General features: G+C 57.1%; 21 protein-coding genes. 14 read left to right on the top strand and 7 right to left on the bottom strand.

The window, feature by feature from the left end; all coding sequences use genetic code 11:
- Nucleotides 1-141: 141 nt before the first annotated feature.
- Complete coding sequence (locus VN577_22570) at nucleotides 142-558, top strand: hypothetical protein (protein ID HWR17631.1); 417 nt, start codon at nucleotides 142-144, stop codon at nucleotides 556-558.
- Nucleotides 559-607: 49 nt separating this feature from the next.
- Here VN577_22570 and VN577_22565 read toward each other — a convergent pair whose 3' ends face one another.
- On the bottom strand, nucleotides 608-1,861 hold the full coding sequence (locus VN577_22565; GenBank protein HWR17630.1) for a penicillin-binding transpeptidase domain-containing protein: 1,254 nt from the start codon (nucleotides 1,859-1,861) through the stop codon (nucleotides 608-610).
- 342 nt (nucleotides 1,862-2,203) lie between these two features.
- Between VN577_22565 and mtnA the strand changes: the two genes are divergently transcribed.
- From mtnA to VN577_22545, 4 genes are all read left to right on the top strand, one after another.
- Nucleotides 2,204-3,253, top strand: a complete 1,050-nt coding sequence (gene mtnA, locus VN577_22560; GenBank protein HWR17629.1) for an S-methyl-5-thioribose-1-phosphate isomerase — start codon at nucleotides 2,204-2,206, stop codon at nucleotides 3,251-3,253.
- 64 nt (nucleotides 3,254-3,317) lie between these two features.
- A complete protein-coding gene (locus VN577_22555) occupies nucleotides 3,318-3,605 on the top strand; it encodes a type II toxin-antitoxin system prevent-host-death family antitoxin (GenBank protein HWR17628.1) in 288 nt (95 codons plus the stop codon).
- Entirely contained in the window at nucleotides 3,589-3,861 is a 273-nt protein-coding gene (locus VN577_22550) for a Txe/YoeB family addiction module toxin (protein HWR17627.1), read from the top strand. The genes VN577_22555 and VN577_22550 overlap by 17 nt, the downstream gene beginning before the upstream one ends.
- Before the next feature lie 96 nt (nucleotides 3,862-3,957).
- Nucleotides 3,958-4,650, top strand: coding sequence for a dienelactone hydrolase family protein (locus VN577_22545; protein ID HWR17626.1), 693 nt, complete (start codon nucleotides 3,958-3,960; stop codon nucleotides 4,648-4,650).
- Here the strand turns inward: VN577_22545 and VN577_22540 are convergent.
- The gene (locus tag VN577_22540) at nucleotides 4,647-4,847 is read right to left on the bottom strand and encodes a hypothetical protein (protein HWR17625.1); all 201 of its coding nucleotides are present in this window, start codon (nucleotides 4,845-4,847) and stop codon (nucleotides 4,647-4,649) included. The two genes, VN577_22545 and VN577_22540, sit on opposite strands and share 4 nt — an antisense overlap.
- 120 nt (nucleotides 4,848-4,967) lie before the next feature.
- Here VN577_22540 and VN577_22535 point away from each other — a divergent pair, with 120 nt between their 5' ends.
- The 7 genes from VN577_22535 to hutH all read left to right on the top strand — a co-directional run bounded on the left by VN577_22535 (nucleotide 4,968) and on the right by hutH (nucleotide 11,798).
- A complete protein-coding gene (locus tag VN577_22535) occupies nucleotides 4,968-6,659 on the top strand; it encodes an acyl-CoA carboxylase subunit beta (protein ID HWR17624.1) in 1,692 nt (563 codons plus the stop codon).
- Nucleotides 6,660-7,010: 351 nt separating this feature from the next.
- The gene (locus VN577_22530) at nucleotides 7,011-7,886 is read left to right on the top strand and encodes a hydroxymethylglutaryl-CoA lyase (protein HWR17623.1); all 876 of its coding nucleotides are present in this window, start codon (nucleotides 7,011-7,013) and stop codon (nucleotides 7,884-7,886) included.
- A 50-nt stretch (nucleotides 7,887-7,936) separates the two neighbouring features.
- On the top strand, nucleotides 7,937-8,371 hold the full coding sequence (locus VN577_22525; GenBank protein HWR17622.1) for an antitoxin Xre/MbcA/ParS toxin-binding domain-containing protein: 435 nt from the start codon (nucleotides 7,937-7,939) through the stop codon (nucleotides 8,369-8,371).
- Nucleotides 8,371-8,829 carry an RES family NAD+ phosphorylase gene (locus VN577_22520; protein HWR17621.1) on the top strand — a complete coding sequence of 153 codons (459 nt, stop codon included), beginning with the start codon at nucleotides 8,371-8,373 and terminating at the stop codon, nucleotides 8,827-8,829. The genes VN577_22525 and VN577_22520 overlap by 1 nt, the downstream gene beginning before the upstream one ends.
- A gap of 108 nt (nucleotides 8,830-8,937) precedes the next feature.
- Nucleotides 8,938-9,720 (top strand): enoyl-CoA hydratase-related protein, encoded by a 783-nt coding sequence (locus VN577_22515; GenBank protein HWR17620.1) that lies wholly within the window; start codon nucleotides 8,938-8,940, stop codon nucleotides 9,718-9,720.
- The gene (locus VN577_22510) at nucleotides 9,717-10,148 is read left to right on the top strand and encodes a thioesterase family protein (protein HWR17619.1); all 432 of its coding nucleotides are present in this window, start codon (nucleotides 9,717-9,719) and stop codon (nucleotides 10,146-10,148) included. The genes VN577_22515 and VN577_22510 overlap by 4 nt, the downstream gene beginning before the upstream one ends.
- A 63-nt stretch (nucleotides 10,149-10,211) precedes the next feature.
- Nucleotides 10,212-11,798 (top strand): histidine ammonia-lyase, encoded by a 1,587-nt coding sequence (gene hutH, locus VN577_22505; GenBank protein ID HWR17618.1) that lies wholly within the window; start codon nucleotides 10,212-10,214, stop codon nucleotides 11,796-11,798.
- On the opposite strand, the gene VN577_22500 is transcribed toward hutH, so the two are convergent.
- Both VN577_22500 and VN577_22495 read right to left on the bottom strand, forming a co-directional pair.
- Nucleotides 11,799-12,599: a hypothetical protein gene (locus VN577_22500; protein HWR17617.1), complete on the bottom strand. Its 801-nt coding sequence runs from the start codon at nucleotides 12,597-12,599 to the stop codon at nucleotides 11,799-11,801.
- 61 nt (nucleotides 12,600-12,660) lie between these two features.
- A complete protein-coding gene (locus tag VN577_22495) occupies nucleotides 12,661-13,242 on the bottom strand; it encodes an HD domain-containing protein (GenBank protein ID HWR17616.1) in 582 nt (193 codons plus the stop codon).
- Between the two features lie 259 nt (nucleotides 13,243-13,501).
- Between VN577_22495 and VN577_22490 the strand changes: the two genes are divergently transcribed.
- Nucleotides 13,502-13,957, top strand: coding sequence for a helix-turn-helix transcriptional regulator (locus VN577_22490; protein HWR17615.1), 456 nt, complete (start codon nucleotides 13,502-13,504; stop codon nucleotides 13,955-13,957).
- 76 nt (nucleotides 13,958-14,033) lie between these two features.
- Here VN577_22490 and VN577_22485 read toward each other — a convergent pair whose 3' ends face one another.
- Nucleotides 14,034-16,445 carry a TonB-dependent receptor gene (locus tag VN577_22485; protein HWR17614.1) on the bottom strand — a complete coding sequence of 804 codons (2,412 nt, stop codon included), beginning with the start codon at nucleotides 16,443-16,445 and terminating at the stop codon, nucleotides 14,034-14,036.
- 570 nt (nucleotides 16,446-17,015) lie between these two features.
- Here VN577_22485 and VN577_22480 point away from each other — a divergent pair.
- On the top strand, nucleotides 17,016-17,807 hold the full coding sequence (locus tag VN577_22480) for an isoprenyl transferase (protein HWR17613.1): 792 nt from the start codon (nucleotides 17,016-17,018) through the stop codon (nucleotides 17,805-17,807).
- Here VN577_22480 and VN577_22475 read toward each other — a convergent pair whose 3' ends face one another.
- Both VN577_22475 and VN577_22470 read right to left on the bottom strand, forming a co-directional pair.
- Nucleotides 17,808-18,242, bottom strand: coding sequence for a hypothetical protein (locus VN577_22475; GenBank protein ID HWR17612.1), 435 nt, complete (start codon nucleotides 18,240-18,242; stop codon nucleotides 17,808-17,810). It lies immediately after the preceding gene.
- Nucleotides 18,243-18,275: 33 nt separating this feature from the next.
- Nucleotides 18,276-19,010, bottom strand: coding sequence for a ZIP family metal transporter (locus tag VN577_22470; protein ID HWR17611.1), 735 nt, complete (start codon nucleotides 19,008-19,010; stop codon nucleotides 18,276-18,278).
- Nucleotides 19,011-19,104: the final 94 nt, after the last annotated feature.

Raw genomic sequence — 19,104 nt, 5'->3', positions numbered from 1 at the left:
ACTGCGTGTCACAGGGATTTACTTTGGAGATAACCGGGAGGATATACCGTGCTTTCCGGCCCTTCAAATCGCCTTCCACTGGCCCGTTCTGCTGCCAGGTCTGTATCACAAAGCCCGGAACTTCTTCTCTGGAGGTCTGCCGTGAAACCATTCAGTATTTTCTTCGGAATACTTGCCGCAGTGCTGGTCGTCGTGGCGTTGCTGCTCGTCTTCGGCGTGCGTTTTACATCCGACGTGATGGCATACGATCCTGCCAAGGAGACCACGATCGCCGGCATTGTCGCTCAGCACGATGAGTTCGCGTGCCCCGCAAGCGATGGAGAATTGGGATCGCACATCCTGCTGAAGACCGCAGACAAATCGTATGAAGTGCACCTGGCGCCGGCGCGCGTAATGCGCAGCATGAAATGGAAATTCAACGACGGAGACAAAATCGAGGTCCGGGGGGCTCCAGTACGATTCCGCGGCCACGATGGACTGATGGCGCGCCAGATCACCAAAGGCGACGAGGTATTCACATTCCGCGACCCGCAAGGGCAATTGCTGGTCCGCCAATAAGCGAACAAAAAGGCCTCCCGTGCTGGGAGGCCTTCGTGTGTAAAGGTGGTTATTGCGAAGCGCCGATGGTGCCGGTACGGTCGGTCGCCGGTTTCACAGCAAAGAAGTTCTGGTCGTAGAGTGCGCGATACAACTTGCCGGACAGTTCAGCGGCTTTCGGGCCGAACGTCGGGCGTCCGCCTTTCAGGAAGATGACAACGACGATCTTGCCATACTGCGTGTTCGCGTAAGAGGCGAACCATCCGAAGCGCGTGCCGTCTTTCGAGCACGTGCCGGTCTTCCCGAGAATCTCTTCTTCGCTAAAGCTGTAACGCACGCTGCGGGCGGTGCCGTAATGAACGGCGCCAGACATTCCATCGAGAATGGACGGGATGGAAGCGGCGATATCGAGGTGGCGCTTCACGCGGGGCCGGAAATTCGCGACTTCTTCCGGCGTCTGCGGATGCTGTAGGTAATACAGTGTCCCGCCATTGGCGATGGCAGACGTCAGAGCCGCGAGCTGCAATGGCGTCATGTTGATGCTCTCGCCAAAAGAGCACATCTTGCCAACGCCACCGAGCTTCGGATCCAGTTCTTCGGTCGGGTACACACCGAGATGTTCGCCGGTAATGTTCCAGCCTGCCAGTTCACCGAGTCCGAACTGGCGCGCGTAGTTTGCGACCTTCTCGAAGCCCATCCGCCTGCCGAGAATTTCGAAGTAAGTATTGTTCGAGTGGGCCAGCGCGTCGGTAAGGTTCATCTTGTAGCCGCGGCCCAGGTTGATCTTTGTGTCCTTGGTGATGATGCCTTCGTTCAGGGCTGCGAGCGCGACTGAAAGTTTGATAGTCGAGCAGGGTGTTGCGCCTTCGGCAAGAGCAAGGTCCTGGTTCACCATTGCCAGGATGCGACCCGTACCAGGATCGACGGCGACAATGGTTCCATTCATGTTGCCCAAGGCATCGATGGCAGCCTGACGCACGATCGGATCTTCACCGGAGATGATGTCGTTTTGCGTCTGGTTATCGGCGTACGAATTGCCCGTGAAGTGCTCGTAGTAACGGCGCTTGCGAACTGAGCGTCTGGACTTTTTGCGCTTGGTGGCGGATTTCGCAACCGGACGGCTGTGCCGCGATTGCGACAACTTCTTCTTCGTGCGGGAAGATTCCGAAATAGATTGCGACTTCGATTTCGAATAACGGTTAGAGACAGTGGCGGCCTCGGCCGGCATAAGAAGTACGGCGGCCAGCGTAACAACGAACAGCAGACGAATGAGGCGTGAACCGTTGTGCATCCCAGGTCCCAAAATGGTATTTACTTTCGCCACCGCCGCACTCCTGCAGACACTAACCCGAATCGAATGTTCGGGTTGCGCCGCTGGTGAGGGATGGGCCGCGAACAGTATGTAAACTCCTGCACAGAAATCAATCGGGAAAACCGCTCAAAACATGATTTTCCTCGGATGTCTGTCCAGTTCTCCTCATTTTAATGGATGTTTTCCCCTTACAGAGAGTTGCGGAACCTATCGTTAGTTACAGCTTTGGTAACAGTGCATAAATTACTTAGTAGTTATCGCACAAAAGAGTACCAATTACTCCGGAGTATATGTTCGAGCTGATTCAACGGCGACTGGTAAACTGAAATTGGGAACAAACTGAAGAACTTACCTATGATCAAGACCCTTGAATGGACGGACGACGGCGTTCGCTTTATCGACCAGACGAAGCTTCCTACGGAAGAGATTTACGTAACCTGCAAGGATTACGAAGACGTAGCCACGGCTATCCGCGACATGATCGTACGGGGAGCCCCGGCGATCGGCGTCGCCGCGGCCATGGGAATCGCGCTTGGCGTGCGCTATGCGGAAGGTGACCACGTCGCCGAGTTGCGCCGCCAGTTTGACCAGATCTGCGAAACGATGGGGGAAACCCGTCCGACCGCGGTGAACCTGTTCTGGGCGATCAAGCGAATGCAGGAACGGTTCGAGCAAGTGAGCGAGTTACCGGTCCCACAGATCAAGCAGGCGATGATCACCGAGGCACAGCGCATGTATGTGGAAGACATCGCCGCAAACGAAGCGATGGGCCGAAACGGGGCCGTACTGCTTCCCTCCTCCGGCGGCGTGCTTACGCATTGCAATGCCGGTGCGCTGGCGACGTGCGGGTACGGAACCGCGCTAGGTGTCATTCGCGCGGCGGTGGAAGCGGGCAAGAAGATCAATGTGTATGCGGATGAGACGCGTCCGTTTTTACAGGGTTCGCGATTGACGGCATGGGAGTTGACCAAGGACGGCATTCCGACAACTGTCATCTCCGACAACATGGCGGGCGCGATGATGCGCCAGGGAAAGATTGGAGCTGTCATCGTTGGCGCCGACCGCATAGCCGCGAACGGTGATGTTGCCAACAAGATCGGGACCTACACGGTTGCCGTGCTCGCGAAAGAACATGGAATTCCCTTCTACGTTGCAGCACCGTGGAGCACCATCGACATGGAAACGCCCGATGGCAGCAAAATCCCGATCGAGCAACGCTCATCGAAGGAAGTGACGCACATCGCCGGCAAGCAGATGACACCGGATGGAGTTCGTATCGAGAATCCGGCGTTCGACGTGACGCCGAATCAGTATGTGACGGCAATTATCACGGAACGTGGCGTGGCAAAGGCGCCATTTGGGGAGTCGCTGAAGAAGCTGGAGGTCGTTGCCATTGGGGTGTAGCCAACGGCCGCTGTCGGTGGACGTAATGTACAGGTTTCCTGTACATTATATGTAGGAGTTTACGGTGCCGATTGAAACCACATATACCAGTTTGCGAGAGCGACTCGCGTCCGTGCTCGACGATGTCACCGACCATCAGGAGATCGTTATCGTTCGGCGCCGGGGCGCAAAGGACGTGGCGCTCATCCCGGCAGATGAACTTGAAAGCCTTATCGAGACTGCGCACCTGTTGCGTTCGCCCAAGAACGCCCAACGGCTGCTTACGGCATTAGCACGCGCCACTAAGAAGCAGGTTAAGCCAGAGTCGATTGAGAAACTTCGCCGGGAGATGGGACTTGGCGAAGCAGGTTGATCGTCATGCTGTATTTCATCCCGAGTTCCGCCAGGATTTGAGTTATTGGGTAAAAACGGATCGCAAGACTGCTCTCCGTATACTCGAACTGGTTGAAGCAGCGATCAAAGATCCGTTCGATGGCGTCGGCAAACCTGAACCGCTCAAGTTCGTGTTAGCCGGATGCTGGTCGAGGCGGATCACTCAGGAACATCGTCTGGTATATCGCATATCTGAAAACCGGATCGACTTCCTACAAGCCCGATATCACTATTAAATCCGTGATTAAATCCGTGTCGAACGCACGGAAGAAGCTGGGTACTCGCAGCACAGACAAGCGACGAGCAATCGCGTGCTGCATCTAACGGGCATCATGTCATTCTTAAACTCTCTTAGCGCCATCCTTTCACAGCACCAGGTCCAGAAAACTACCGACTCATTTCTGAGTGACAATAAGCAGATCCGCATCGATCGCTTTTTGCCTCTTGCCGAGAAACAGTTCCCTGCTGTCATCGCACTGCATGGTTCCGGCGGCATGCGCGAATCATTCTCGGACCAGCCTGCACGTATGCTCGCCGCCAGCGGATACGCAGTGTTCCTCCTGCATTACTTCGAGCGCACCGATACGAGCTACGCAACGCAACCCACTATTCTTGAGAACTTCGTCCCGTGGATGGAAACGATCAGCGACGCGATGACCTATGTGGGAACTCTGTCGCAAGTGCAGAAAGACCGCGTAGGCCTGATTGGATTTTCGCTCGGGGGATATCTGGCGTTGTCAGTCGGATCGCGCGATCCGCGGGTGAAGGCAGTCGTGGAATTCTGCGGAGGACTTCCGGAAGAGCTTGCCGCTCAATGTGCGCAGATGCCGCCCACGCTCATACTGCATGGCGAGGTGGACAACATCGTTCCTGTCGCGGAGGCGCACAAGGTGGAAGCTCTGCTCAAGAAGACAAACAGCGCGTACGAGATGAAGATCTACCCCGCTGTGGGGCATTTCTTCTCCGGGCTAACGATGGTGGACGCGGCACAGAAAACACTGGCGTTCCTGAAGAAGCATCTCTAAAGCCGGCCCGGCGCACCCAGGAGGCGAGCGGGCAACGTCACTACGGCCCAAACAAGTTTCAACGCGCCTTCCACCGCAATTCCCAACAACCGGAACGGCAGCAGAAACAGCCAAACCAGCGGGTACAGCAAGATCGCGAGCAGCGCCAGCGGCCAGCAGATCACGAATAGAATGCACCACAAGATGAATGTGAGCATGCGAGTGCCTCTGCCTGATGATACGCATTGTGCTGTCACGAAGTTCCGTGCGGCAGCCCACTAGCCGTTCTTGTCCCGCTCCTATACCCTAGTTGGTTCGATTTCATACGGAATCCTTATATGAGCGAAACCGCCACTTCCAGCAACGTTCTCCCCAGCAAAATTGATCCCACGTCGCAGCGCTTCGAAAAGAACATGCGCGCCATGGCCGACCTTGTCTATCAGCTCCGAAACGAGGAAGAGCAACTCGTTCTCGGCGGAGGAAAGAAGGCCATCGAATCCCAGCATCAGAAGAAGCGGTTGACTGCCCGCGAGCGCCTGAACCTGCTGCTGGATCCCGGCACCGAATTATTTGAGCTTGGGCTTTATGCGGCATTCGGGATGTATGAGGAATGGGGCGGCGCTCCGTGCGCTGGGGTGATTACAGGGCTTGGCAAAATCCATGGCCGCACATTCATGATCATCGCCAATGACGCGACGGTAAAAGCCGGCGCGTTCTTTCCGATGACGGCCAAGAAAGTGATTCGTGCGCAGAACATTGCCATCGACAACCACATCCCCACGATTTACCTGGTGGACTCGGCAGGCGTGTTCCTGCCGCTGCAGGAAGATGTCTTCCCCGATACCGATGACTTTGGCCGCGTCTTCCGCAACAACGCCGTGATGTCGGCGAAGGGCATTCCGCAGATCGCAGCCATCATGGGCATGTGCGTAGCCGGCGGCGGATATCTGCCGGTGATGTGCGACCACGTACTGATGACCGACGGCAGCGGTCTGTTTCTTGCCGGACCGGCGTTGGTACAAGCGGCGATCGGACAGAAAGTTTCCGCCGAAGAACTGGGCGGCGCGGAGATGCACTCGGCGATCAGCGGCACCGTGGACTACCACGAACCAAACGACGAATCGTGCCTGAAACGGATTCGCTCTCTGGTGGAGAAGATGGGTGCGCGTCCACGGGCACCATTCGATCACATCAACAAGGTCGATCCGCCGTTGTACGCGCCGGAAGAACTATATGGAATCTACCAATCGAATCCCACGCAGCCGTACGACATGAAGGAGATCGTCGCGCGCATTGTGGACGGCTCGCGTTTCGATGAGTACAGGGCCGAATACGGCAAGACGCTGATCTGCGGATTCGCGCGCATCGGCGGCCATGCGGTTGGAATCGTAGCGAACCAGGCCGCGCACCAGCACCAGACGGATGAGCAGGGCCACAAGCGCGTGGAGTTCGGGCGCGTGATCTACACCGAGTCGGCAGAAAAGGCTTCGCGCTTCATCATGGACTGCAACCAGAACCTGGTGCCGCTGGTCTTCCTGCACGACGTGAACGGCTTCATGGTCGGACGCGACGCAGAGTGGAGCGGCATTATCAAAGCCGGCGCGAAGATGGTGAATGCCGTCTCGAATTCAGTGGTGCCGAAGATCGCAGTCATCATCGGCGGTTCGTTCGGCGCCGGGCATTATGCTATGTGCGGCAAGGCCTACGATCCGCGCTTCATCTTCGCGTGGCCAACGGCGCGCTACTCGGTGATGAGTGGCGAGTCGGCGGCGGGAACGCTGGTGGAAATCAAGATCAAGCAATTGGAACGCAATGGCCACAAGCTCAGCGAAACCGATCGCAAGAAACTTTACGACGAAGTGAAGAACACCTACGACCAGCAGATGAACCCGCGTTACGGCGCGGCACGGCTATGGCTGGACGCCATCATTGATCCTCTGGACACGCGCGACGCGATTATCGCGGCACTAACGGCTGCGACGCTAAACCCCGAGGTGCCGAAGTTCAGCGTGGGAGTGCTGCAGACGTAAGATGACGGCGCTACTTCCCATTCTCATAGGCGCTTGCGTCACAGTGGGTTTCATACTGCTCTTCGCCTCTGGTCAGTACAAGCGAGTGCGATTATGGCGGGCAATAGGATCATTGCTACTGGCGCTCCCCGCAGCTTCGCTAACATACATGTTTCTCGGAATCAGACTGGCGCGAGTGCACGGCCTGTCGCGTTTCTACAGTTGGCCGGTGGGTGGGGCTGCGATTTCGGACGGCAACATCGGAGTGAGCCTGTTGTTCTGGGTTGCGGTATGGTTCGTGGTGCTGTTTGCAGCATCGAATCTTTTGCCGGTTGATAAGCGTGCGATTCACCGGAGGAGAGAAATGGCCCGATGACCCGATCGTCAAATGACCCGATCAAACTGGTTGAATGTCCTCGCGATGCCTGGCAGGGCCTCAAGGGCCAAATTCCCACTGACGTCAAAGTCCAGTACCTGCGCGCTCTCATTGGCACCGGGTTCAAGCACATTGACGCCGTGTCGTTCGTTTCTCCGAAGGCCGTGCCACAGATGTCGGACTCGGAAGAGGTGCTGAAGCAACTCGATCCGCCCGATGATGTCGAGATCATCGGCATTGTCGTCAACGAGAAAGGCGTGGAGAGAGCGATTGCGACCGAAGCGGTGAAGACCGTTGGCTTCCCTTACTCGATTTCGCCGACGTTTCTTGACAATAATCAGAAGCAATCGCTGGAAGACGCGGTCGAAGAGCTGGAGAAAATCGAGAAGAAGGCGGACGAGGCTGGACTCGACGTCGTCGTTTACATCTCGATGGCATTCGGCAACCCGTATGGCGATTTGTGGAATGTGGACGAGGTGGTGAACGCCGTGGAACTGCTCGAGTCGATGGACATCCACCAGATCTCGCTGGCGGATACCGTTGGTGTTGCATCGCCGCAGCAGATCGCCGACGTCTTTGCCGCCGTGAACGCCCGCTTTGACTACCTCGAGATCGGGTGCCACCTGCACAGCCGTCCCGACGAAGCCGCGGCCAAGGTGCTCGCCGCCTATGACGCCGGATGCCGCCGGTTCGACTCGGCCATTGGCGGGTTGGGCGGATGCCCCTTCGCGCAGGACACGCTGGTCGGAAATATCCCGACGGAACGCATGCTTGCAGCGTTCAACGAGCGCGGCATTCAGGTGCCGATCCGGAAGCCGCTGGAGAGCGTGCTAGCGATGACTTCCGACATCTCGTCGAAGTTCGCGAAATAGGCTTTGCAACTTCAAGCCACTTGGCCTAATCTATATAGCCAAGAGGCCACATGGAAACCCAAGCCATTGCCGACGTACTCGGAGGCCGCAAGGTACTCGGGAAGACGGTTAAGAAGTCGAACGATCTCGCGGACCTCGTTCGAGAAGGACTGCCGGCTCACTCGATCAGCGCGCTTGCTGAGCGTATGAACGTTGGACAGAGCGTGCTGTCGCGCAAGCTTGGCATTCCGCAAAGGACGCTAACGCGCCGCCTGAGTCACCATTCACGTCTTACGGCAGCCGAGTCCGACCGTACCGTGCGTTTTGCCCGCGTCTACGCAAGTGCCGTGGAGAAGATCGGCGACGAGGAGAAGGCTTCCGAGTGGCTTCGCACGCCGAACCGTGCGCTTGGTGGCGAGAAGCCGTTTGACCAACTGGACACAGACCTTGGCGCCCGCGAAGTGGAAGACGTCCTGGGCCGTATCGCTTACGGCGTATATAGCTGATGCGCTTCTGGCGGATTTGTCGTCAGCGGTTTGCCGCAGACGCGGCGACCGGGGAAGGCGCCCGTCTGTTCGGAGGCCGATGGAACAGCCGCGGCGTATCGGTTGTTTATGCCTCCACTTCCCTTGCCCTCGCCGCGATTGAGACGTTCGTAAACCTTGAGCCGAACCTGCGTCCGAAGGACCTGGTGTCCGTTGCCGGCGAAATTCCCGATAGCCTCGAGGTCTTGAAGGTGGCGCTGGAAAGCTTGCCCGCAAACTGGAGGCGATCACGAGAGGAATCGCTGCGAAAGATTGGCGACGCCTGGGTGCGCGAAGGCCTGACCGTCGCGCTACTCGTTCCTTCGGCCGCAATTCGTGGAGAATGGAACCTGCTGCTGAATCCCGCTCATCGGGAGTTTGCGCGCGTGAAATTCGAGAAGCCTGAACCTTTCGAGTTTGACCTGCGGATGTTCCGGTAAATCGTTTTCACCACAGAGGCACAGAGTTCCGGAGGTTCAGTTTCTCAAAGCTTAAATCTCTCTGCCTCTGTGTCTCCGTGGGTCAAACGTCTATAATTTCTCGTTCACATGCCGTACAACACCATCACACTCACTTACGACAATCGCGTTGCCACAATCACGCTAAATCGTCCGGAGAAGCGCAATGCCATCAGCTTCGAGCTGGTGGAGGAAGTCCTGAATGCGCTGGACGAGGTAGAGAGCTCTGAAGCGCTGGTGCTCATCATCACCGGTGCCGGCAAAGCGTTTTCCGGCGGAATTGATCTCGAGAACCTGAAGGCGCTGCTCGGGCGGACGCACGAAGAGAACGTGCGCGACACGCAAACGATGGCGCGACTGTTCCGGTCGGTATACGAGTTCCCCAGGCCGACCATAGCTGCGGTCAATGGGGCTGCCATCGCCGGTGGGACTGGGCTGGCGACGATGTGCGATATCACGATTGCTTCGACGGAAGCGAAGTTCGGCTACACGGAAGTGCGCATCGGGTTCGTGCCGGCGATCGTCTCAAGCTTCCTCGTGCGGCAAGTCGGCGAGAAGCACGCACGCGATCTGCTGCTTACCGGGCGCATCTTCGACGCGCACGAAGCGTATCGTTTTGGGCTGGTGAACGAAGTCGTCGAGCCGGAACGGCTGATGCCTCGCGTGCAGGAAGTCGCCGCGACATTGCTGGAGAACAGTCCGCTTTCGCTGGTCGCGACCAAGCGTCTGATTTCCGGATTCGGATTCGAAGAGCTCAATCGGCAGATATCCGCAGCCATCGACGAAAATGCACGCAGCCGCACAACCGGCGACTTCCGGGAAGGAATCTCGTCGTTCCTCGAAAAACGTAAGCCACGGTGGTCGGGTCAATGACGAAGACTCCTTACGTTGGCGAAGCGCGGATACGCGTACGGTATGCCGAGACCGACCAGATGCGCGTGGTGTATCACTCGAATTACGTGATCTGGTTTGAGGTGGGTCGAGTTGAGCTACTGCGGCAAATTGGCTTCACCTACAAGGAAATGGAAGCCGAAGACCACTGCCATATTGCAGTCGTGGACCTGAAGGTCCGTTACAAAGCGCCGGCGCTCTACGACGACGAGCTGATTATTCGCACGCACTTGAAAAACGTCCGCAGCTGGATGCTGCACTTCGGGTACGAGGTGGTGCGCGCCTCTGACGGTTCGGTGCTCGCGGAAGGCGAGACGACGCATATCGTTGTCGGCGACGACCTTCAGCGAAAAAACTTGCCGGAGAAGTACCTTGTGCCGTTCCGCGCGGCGGTGGTGGCGAGCCTGTAATCGAGTTCTGAGAAGCCGAACTGGTAGACTAGCCAGTTATTTTCCCCAGATTGGCGGCTTCTTATGAAAGCACTTCATCTTACCGGTAACGACCTCACCCTCGAAGATCTTAAAGAAGTTGTTTATCAGAAGCGTCCGGTGCTGTTGGCACCTGATGCACGCATCGCCGTGGAACGCGCCCGCGCGGTGGTGGATGACATTCTCGCCACCAACAAGGTGGCCTACGCGATTACCACCGGGGTAGGCAAGCTGAGCGATGTTCGCATCTCTCCCGAGCAGAGCCGCGAATTGCAGGTGAACCTGCTGCGCTCGCATGCCGTGGGCGTTGGCGAACCGCTGAGCGAAGCCGAAACTCGCGCCATGATTCTTCTTCGCGCGAACTCGCTGGCGAAGGGCAACAGCGGCGTGCGGCCGATTGTTATCGACACACTCTGCGAGATGCTGAACCGCGGCGTGCATCCGGTGATACCGGCGCAAGGGTCGGTTGGAGCGAGCGGTGACCTGGCTCCCCTGTCTCATTTGGCTTTGGTCCTGATCGGAGAAGGTGAGGCGTGGCATTCCAGCGGCAAGAAACCACGGCGCGCGGGTGATCCACCGGCGCGTCGCGTAACCGCCGCCACGGCACTGAAGCATGCAGGCATTAAGGCACTGGTGCTGGAAGCAAAAGAGGCTATCTCGCTCATCAACGGCACACAGGCGATGCTGGCGGTCGGCTGCCTCGCGCTGCTGGCGACCGAGACGATGGTAAATTCCGCCGACGTAATCGCCGCGCTCACGCTCGATGCACTGCGTGGCACCGATGTCGCCATGGACGAGCGGATCCACCGCGCGCGTCCTCATGCTGGACAAATTCACACTGCCGCGAACATCCGTAAGCTGCTCGAAGGCAGCGCTATTCGTGAGTCGCATCGTGGTCCGGACTGCAAGCGTGTGCAGGATGCCTACTCGCTGCGCTGCATCCCACAGGTTCATGGAGCAGTCCGCGATACGCTCGCTCACTGCCGTCGTACCTTTGAAATTGAGATGAACTCCGCCGTCGATAACCCGCTGGTTTTCCCTGCTCCCAAGCAAGTTGGAGCGAAAGACCAGTCGATCACGGGTGACGTAATCTCAGGTGGAAACTTTCACGGCGAACCGATCGCCTTTGCGCTGGATTTCCTGGCGATTGCGTTGAGCGCTCTGGCCGGAATCAGCGAGCGGCGAGTCGAGAGGCTCGTGAACCCGAGTTTGAATGAAGGTCTTCCGCCGTTTTTGGCCGGAGAGGCCGGCCTGAATTCCGGATTCATGATGATCCAGGTCACGGCCGCAGCCCTGGCAAGCGAGAACAAGGTGTTGGCGCATCCATCATCGGTGGATTCGATCACGACGAGTGGCAATAAGGAAGACTACGTATCCATGGGCATGGCGGCTGCGGTGAAGCTGAAGAAGGTCATCGAGAACACCCGCTACGTAGTAGCGATCGAGGCCATGGCTGCCGCCCAGGCCATTGACTTCCTGCTTCCGCTGAAGCCAAGCAAGCGCGGGCAGGCAGCGTATGAGGCGATCCGGTCAGTATCGCCGATGGTCAAGCATGACCGCATTCTGTCGGGCGATATTGCGAAGGTTGCAGACGTGATCGCCAGCGGAAGAGTGGCCGAGTCGCTGAAGTAATCAGCGGTAGACCTTCGCCACTGGAAGGCCAACATCGGGTAAGTCGCGCTTGCTGAGTAGCAGCAAGCGCAAGGGTGACGCGTTCTTCTTGATCTCCGGGCATTCGACCACGCGGGTGGAATAGTTCGCCAGCCTTGAGAAGGGTCGGAAGTGCTTGTTCAGCGTGCAGACGAGCAGTCCGCGCTCGTGAAGCAGCGGATCGATCTCGTCCAGATAGAAGTCCAGCGACCAATGGAAGCCCACGCTGTAGAAGCCATAGATGAAATCGTACGGGCCGGGAAGCTGCGTCAGCGGCATCGTGGCGGCATCGTGGACGTGGAAGTTGTGGATGCCGTTGTACTCCAGCACCTGTTTTAGCAGCGGCAAGTGCCCACAGAACGAAGAGACGTCCGGCCACTTCGGTGGCGTGTCATAGAACTTCTGCTTGTACTTGGTCTGAGTACCGTTCGTGTCGTAAAGATGAATTTCGGCGGTGTCGTCCCACACACCTTTCTTGCCGAAATAAATAACGGAACGCCCAAAGCCGGGCCCGATTTCGAGCACCTTACGCGGCTTTTTCTTTTTCGCGAATACCGGGGCGAGGGCCTCGTACTCCTTCAGCGAAGCCGCATTCGCTTCCTTCTGCGCCAGCAGGCGCGATTCCTCATCGGCCTTTACCGTGATCCGCGTGGCAATCAACTGAACCGCGGCAGCAATCTCCGGAGTAAATGGCGGCAACTGAACAACCTGCTCGATGTGCTCGACTCGTTCGTCGAACAGTTTGCGGCCACGCAGGCGATTCAATGATGAAAACAGGCTCACGAAGCGACACTCTCAGGGAAATGACCTCACGAGAATACCACGCAGGTACTCGCCACCTCGGTCACGAAGCCGAACCGGCCTGAGCTCCTGCCAACCCTAAATCCGTGGCGATTCCCTTCATGGCCTCGATGCAGAACGTGATGTGTTCGTTCAGGTCCACACCGAGATCGGCAGCACCATTGATGATGTCCTGGCGGTTGACGCTGCGCGCGAAGGCCTTGTCTTTCATCTTGCGCCGGACAGAGGGTGCATCGACTTCGGCGATGGATTTGTTCGGCTTCACCAGCGCTGCGGCCGTAATCAGTCCGGCAAGTTCGTCGCAGGCGTAGAGAGTTTTTTCCATCAAGGAATCGCGCGACACCCCGGAATAGTCGGCGTGGCTGAGGATGGCGCGCCGAATGTCTTCAGGATAGCCAAGCTGCGTGAGGATCTCATGGCCCCGAAACGGATGGTCTTCCGCCGAAGGCCAGCGCTCGTAATCAAAGTCGTGCAGCAATCCGGTGAGTCCCCACTTCTCTTCGTCTTCGCCATACTTCCGGGCGTAAGCCCGCATGCAAGCCTCGACCGCCCTAGCATGTTTTCGGAGACTTTCCGAGGGGGTGTATTCAGTTAGTAAACTCCACGCAGATTCACGATTGATCACTGGTTTTCTCCGAACTTTCGCTGGATAACTTCCGGTATCTTCCGGTTTCGTAATGACATTTTGACGTTTTCACCGATATTTTGCTTGACACTATACCTGCCGATGCCGCAAATTGCTCAGACATTGGGACAATTTATTTGCCCAGTAGTAGGTGCCCGCTCTGGCATCTTCCACAACCTGCATGGCCACGACTCTCGCACCCGTTGATTCCCGGGAAGTGGTGAGATGTGATCGGTGTTTGCTGGTGCAATTTCGCACCATGAGCGGTACTTGCCGCAAATGCCACACCCCTTTGGATGAAGAACCTGAGCCAGAGCCGACGCCAGTAGTTGCGCCGCAGCCTGTCGCCAACGAACATCGCGGCGGACACCTGCAGGTTGCGATGTCAATTCGTGCGTTGCGCCAACGCTCCGGATTGAGCCAACGTCAGCTCGCACTTCGTATGCGCGTACCTCGCACATACGTCTCCAAGATTGAGAACGAAAAGGCTACACCAACGCTGTCTTCACTGGAAAGGCTGGCGACAGCGCTGGAAGTCACGGTGCCCGAACTGTTGAGCGGAGCATGCTCGCGTGAGCGGGAAATCCGTGAGTTGATGGCCGACGAGTTCATCGCCGAGATGGTGCCGTACATCGCCAAGCTGAACGGCATGCAGTGGTCGAGCCTGCTGACGCAGATGCGCGACATGGTCACGCGTCCCGTCCGCACCACCTAAATAAGTTCTGCTCCTCCGACCTGGCACAAAAAGCCGAGGCATAACAGCCTCGGCTTTTTGTTGGCTTCCAATCGGACTAAAACCCACTGCTTGACGTGGTGGCGTCCTTTTCTGGCTTGGCGCTGCTGAAGCGGAACACGATGCGGCCAGAGACCTCGCGGGGACGTCCAATGTGCGTTCCCGAAAAGACGCTTTCAAAGTTGTACAGGTAGAACCGGTCGAACAAGTTTGTAACGGACAATTGCAGATCAATCGGCATCCGCGATTCCGAACGAAGCGTGTAGCCAGTTGCGATGTCGAAGGTGGCCCTTGGCTTTACGCGCCCGCGTACCGGATCGAGGTTCTCCTGCAGCCGAGGATCGAGTGTCGCCCAAAGCTGGGGATCTACTTCGCTGGCGACTCCGCTGTCATAGCGACCGGTGAACGAACTCCACCAGCCACGCGGCGCAGTATAAGTAACGCCGAATGATCCGGTGTTTCGCTGATCGTGATCTGCCGGGAACTGCAGGCCGGACACCAGCAGCAGGTCCGATTCCGTACCCAGGAACAAGCCACCGTTTAGAGGAGTCGTATTGTTTGCCTTCGCGTTCGCATAGCTGAGGAAGCCAGTGAACCCACGAACCGCCGCCAGGTCGAGGCGCACCTCGTAACCTCGAACATCGCCTGAATATACGGCCACCGGAAAGATGATGCCGGTGTCGAGGAACTGGTCCTTATCGCTGATGTTCCGGATGTTCTTAACGTAATGGGCAAGGTCAAGTCGGACATAGTGACCCAGTTGCTGTTGCAGGCCTACCTCGTAGAAGTTTTGCCTTTCAGGCGGAACCGGGGTCACGATTTTGTTCGGGTCCCCCGAGAACACCGCGCCCGCCTGCGATGACGAGATCAGCAGGTTCTCGACCGGCGGCGTTTGAAATAGCCGGTTATAAGACGCACGGACTACCGTGCCAGTCTTCGCCACATAGTACGCCAGCCCGATGCGTGGGCTCCACGCATCCTGGGTTAGTAGAAGGTCGTAATGATCGTAGCGTATGCCCATATCGGCCGTTAAGCCGGCCCATTTGAAGCGATCCTGCACGTACCATGCGAACTGCTTTCCCGTCTTCGTGTCCCGGAATGAGAACGGGTTTGAGAGCGAGAAATGCGACGCAGGATTACTTGGGTCTTCGAGAATCGCCGGATCGGTAGCGGCAATCATGAACCGTTCCGTAATGGGTAGCCGATGCGCTTCAATTCCCGTCTTAAACGAGTTGTGGGGAAACTCACGGCTCAAGTTGGCTCGGAAACCTTCATTGCGAAGACGGCGATTCTGTTCGGCATGGAACGGAAAACCGGTTTCAAGCGGATCAAGCAATCGCGACGTTGATGACCGTCGAAAGATCACCAGATTGCCCAAGGTCGTGTTGTTAAAGACATGGTCCCATCCGAATGACTGGGAGTCGTCTCGCAGCTCCTGCCTGACATTCTGGCCAAGCTCCTGCTGCTCCAAGCGATTGGGGACACGGAAGTCTGTTCCGTTGGTCGACAGGCTGAGCCGCAAGTTGTCTTTGTCCGTCGGGGAGTAGTCGAAACGGCTGAACAGGTGCGCGCTGCCGCCGGTATTGTGGAAGTTCGCGATCTCGGGAGGATCCAGATATCTGCGGCTACGGCTCACGTCGGAGTTCACATAAACTCCGAACTTCTTCACGTGTCCACCAAATTCAACACCGGTCCCGGCGGTGTCGAAGGATCCACCTGAAAAACCGATGCTGCCTTGCCACGGCATTTCGAGCCCTGACTTGGTGTTGAACATCACAACTGCAGCGACTTTGTCGCCGTATTCGGCAGGGACATTCCCGGTGATAACTTCGGCAGAACGCATGTTGCCTGCGCTCAGCGCCGTGGAAAAAACTCCGGCAAGATTCTCGGTAATTGGCACTCCGTCGACGACATACTGCACCTGGCTCTCAGAACCGCGGGCATGCATACGACCGTTGTCGTCCTTCACCACACCGGGGAGCGTCTGTACGATCGCAGCCATGCCCCGGCTGGACTGGGTGAGTGGCAACTTTTCCATCTCGAGTTGATCGATGTCGTGGTGAGTGCCAGCCGAAGTGGTTTCCAGGAGTGGCGCCTGCTCCGTGACGGTAACTTCCTGCTGGGCTTCCGCCAGTTCAAGGGTCATGTTCTCGGTTACTGGGACGTTCGTCCGCAGTTCGCCGCGCTTGTCGGCGTGGTGAAAACCCTTGATCTCAACGTGGATGGTGTACTGCGCAAACGGCACGTTCGTGAACTTGTACTGACCATTGTTGTCGGTCTTGACGGTCTGCCGATATCCGGAAAGCGAACTGGTGATCGAGACTGTTGCTCCGGGGACCACGGCCCCGGTGGGATCCGTGATTGTTCCGATCACCGTGCCTACGTTTTGCGCGACTGCCGTGAGAACCAGAACGGAAGCAAGCAAGCTTGCCAATGCTGCATAACCAAAAAATGTACGACGGAATACCATGAATTCACTCCTGTTGATAAAGGCCGATCGGGGACTGCGATACAGGCGACTTCAACAACCGGGAGGAGGGCGAACGTAGCGCTCAAACACTTCAACTTGTGAACTACCCTTCGAAGTGCATGGGGCCGCAGTGCCGATGGCGAGAGGGAACTCTGCGAGGTCGGCACTCTGGGTGGATATCGCTGGCGAGTGAGCGTTCTGGCAAACGAGACATCCGTCGGGAGTTTTCTTCTTGGTGATGGGGGCAGGATTTGAATCCGAATGGAAGTGCGCCAACTCCACACTGGTGCTCAATAGCACCACGAAGGCGCACAGCATCACTACCCATGCTTTCGTACGGGATGTCATCTAGCTAAGTTTAGGACTACGAATGAAGCTCAGCGCTCTGGCCCCATTCTCATTAAACACTTTGTCTCTCAAATAGTTTCCTACACGGACCCGAATATCCACTTCACGAGGGTGCGTCCGAAACATCGGCAACTTACTTGCCTTTCTATTGTAACTGCCGCATTTGCAAGAACCTGCATGCTGTGTTACGTTCAGGTTTCGGACCACTTTACGAGGTAGAGTTTGCACCCTGCTATCCCGGCCGGACTGGACCGGAACGAAGCGAAAATCTACGCCAGTCTCGACCCCGAAAGGCTGCCCCAGCACATTGCCATCATAATGGATGGCAATGGCCGTTGGGCGAAGCGTCGGCACATGCCACGTGTAGCCGGGCATAAAGCAGGCGTTACGGCCGTGCGGTCCACGGTCGAAACCGCGGCGCGCATCAATATCCCAGCACTCACCCTGTACGCCTTCTCCGCCGAGAATTGGCAGCGGCGACCCGCAACCGAAACCGGTTTCCTCATGCGGCTGCTTCGCCACTTCCTCAAGCAGGAAGTTCCCACCATGAACCGGAACAACATTCGCGTTGAGTACATCGGACGCCAGCATGAACTTCCGACGGAAGTCCAGGAGCGCATGCAGTGGGCACGTGAGGAAACAGCGAAAAACACGGGTATGGTGATGACTCTGGCGCTGAATTACGGCGCGCGACTCGAACTGGTAGACGCCTTCCAGTCGATCGTAAAGAGCGCCGCCAGTAACGGCGGACTGAATCACCTGACCATCGACGAGGAAACCATTTCGCGGCATCTGTACACGCGCAACCTCCCCGATCCGGACTTGGTGATCCGTACCAGCGGCGAAATGCGAATCAGCAACTTCCTGCTCTGGCAGATTGCTTATTCTGAGATTTACGTGACGGACGTTCTCTGGCCGGACTTTCGCGGTGTGAACCTTCTCGACGCCATTGCCGATTTCCAGAAGCGTGAACGTCGATTCGGCGGCGTCGTCGCCATGCACGCCAGCAGGTAATCACAGTTTCGGCAGCAATTCCCTTAATGCCCACTGAATACGGTTCACGCTTTCGCGTATCGTGTTGATCTCTTCTTTGTTGTTCGAGTGAGTAGTGAGCGAGATCACCTGCAACGCATTGCGGACATGATGGTTCATGTCGGCGATCACTTCCAGTTTTTGCCGGAGACGCTCGCGACGCAGTTGCTCAAGCTTGATGACTCGGTAACAAAGGGCGCCGATCACAATAGCTGAGATGCCGTCGGATATCTCAAGAGTCAGGTGAACCGGCTCATGCCTGTACAGCATGATCAGATCCGCAGCCGACGTGACCGCGAACACGAGCAAGGCAAGTCCGGCCGCAATCACCACAGCACTCTTCCGGAGCAGTTTCCCGTTCTGAGTTGATGGTTCTTCCGGGAATGGAGGCATGCTGGATGGGACAGGGCTACTCATTGCGACATTTCATTCTAAACACGGATTCGAGAATTAGTGGTGGATGTGGAAAACGAAATCGAGGACGAAAAGCGTAGCCACTCCGAGAAAGACGACGAGGGCCATCTTGATTCCCGGCTCACGGTTTACTTCGGGGATGAGGTCCGAAGCAGCGACATAAAGCGTCACACCGGCTGCCAGGGGCAGTCCCACGCTGACGGCCTGCTGTGTGATGGACATAGTGGCAACACCGGCCAAGGTGGCAACTCCCAGCGCCACTGACGAACCCCATGCGAAGCCCTTGCTTTTCCCCGACGCGAGCATGACCGACGCGACCGTAAATCCCTCCGGCACCTTGTGTAAGAAAACCGCAAGGAAGATCACCCATCCCAGCCAACTGGAAACCAGGAACCCGGACGCGATGGCAATCCCGTCGAAGAACGTGTGAATCATCAACCCAATCAGAACCGAGTAACTCTTGTGGGCGTGGCGGAACTCGTGCTCATGCGTTTCTTCGCCAAAGTGAAAATGCGGACTGACCGTATGCTCGAAAAAATGAACGATCAGGTATCCCAATAGGACGAGCAATGCAGCCTTCTCGCCGCGCAACTCGAAGCTGGTTGGCACCATTTCCATGAGCGCGGTCGCCAGCATGAACCCTGAGCCGAGCGCTACGAAATATCGCAGGTAGCGACGTTCCCAGTGTTTCTGCACGATTACCGCGCCGCCGAAAACGTTCGCTCCAGCAGCGGTAAGACCAAGCAGCAGACTCAGTACGATCGGGTGCATATCTTTTCAGGGTAACAGGTCAGACACTTTCGATGCACAGCAAACCCCCGTTGCGCTGTGATAGCCTTGCAAACCGTAAGTTCGAGGTACGGAG

It is taken from the genome of Terriglobales bacterium, from assembly GCA_035561515.1.
Classification (GTDB): Bacteria; Acidobacteriota; Terriglobia; order Terriglobales; family Acidobacteriaceae; genus DATMXP01.
The sequence above is the reverse complement of the archived record's forward strand: the minus strand, read 5'-3'. Positions and strand labels throughout refer to the sequence as shown.

Bases quoted from the DNA above. Each gene is read 5' to 3' on its own strand.
- mtnA (HWR17629.1), top strand. From the start codon at position 2,204: ATGATCAAGACCCTTGAATGGACGGACGACGGCGTTCGCTTTATCGAC.
- VN577_22545 (HWR17626.1), top strand. From the start codon at position 3,958: ATGTCATTCTTAAACTCTCTTAGCGCCATCCTTTCACAGCACCAGGTC.
- VN577_22540 (HWR17625.1), bottom strand. From the start codon at position 4,847: ATGCTCACATTCATCTTGTGGTGCATTCTATTCGTGATCTGCTGGCCG.
- VN577_22535 (HWR17624.1), top strand. From the start codon at position 4,968: ATGAGCGAAACCGCCACTTCCAGCAACGTTCTCCCCAGCAAAATTGAT.
- VN577_22530 (HWR17623.1), top strand. From the start codon at position 7,011: ATGACCCGATCGTCAAATGACCCGATCAAACTGGTTGAATGTCCTCGC.
- VN577_22525 (HWR17622.1), top strand. From the start codon at position 7,937: ATGGAAACCCAAGCCATTGCCGACGTACTCGGAGGCCGCAAGGTACTC.
- VN577_22520 (HWR17621.1), top strand. From the start codon at position 8,371: ATGCGCTTCTGGCGGATTTGTCGTCAGCGGTTTGCCGCAGACGCGGCG.
- VN577_22515 (HWR17620.1), top strand. From the start codon at position 8,938: ATGCCGTACAACACCATCACACTCACTTACGACAATCGCGTTGCCACA.
- VN577_22510 (HWR17619.1), top strand. From the start codon at position 9,717: ATGACGAAGACTCCTTACGTTGGCGAAGCGCGGATACGCGTACGGTAT.
- hutH (HWR17618.1), top strand. From the start codon at position 10,212: ATGAAAGCACTTCATCTTACCGGTAACGACCTCACCCTCGAAGATCTT.
- VN577_22490 (HWR17615.1), top strand. From the start codon at position 13,502: ATGAGCGGTACTTGCCGCAAATGCCACACCCCTTTGGATGAAGAACCT.
- VN577_22485 (HWR17614.1), bottom strand. From the start codon at position 16,445: ATGGTATTCCGTCGTACATTTTTTGGTTATGCAGCATTGGCAAGCTTG.
- VN577_22475 (HWR17612.1), bottom strand. From the start codon at position 18,242: ATGAGTAGCCCTGTCCCATCCAGCATGCCTCCATTCCCGGAAGAACCA.
- VN577_22470 (HWR17611.1), bottom strand. From the start codon at position 19,010: ATGCACCCGATCGTACTGAGTCTGCTGCTTGGTCTTACCGCTGCTGGA.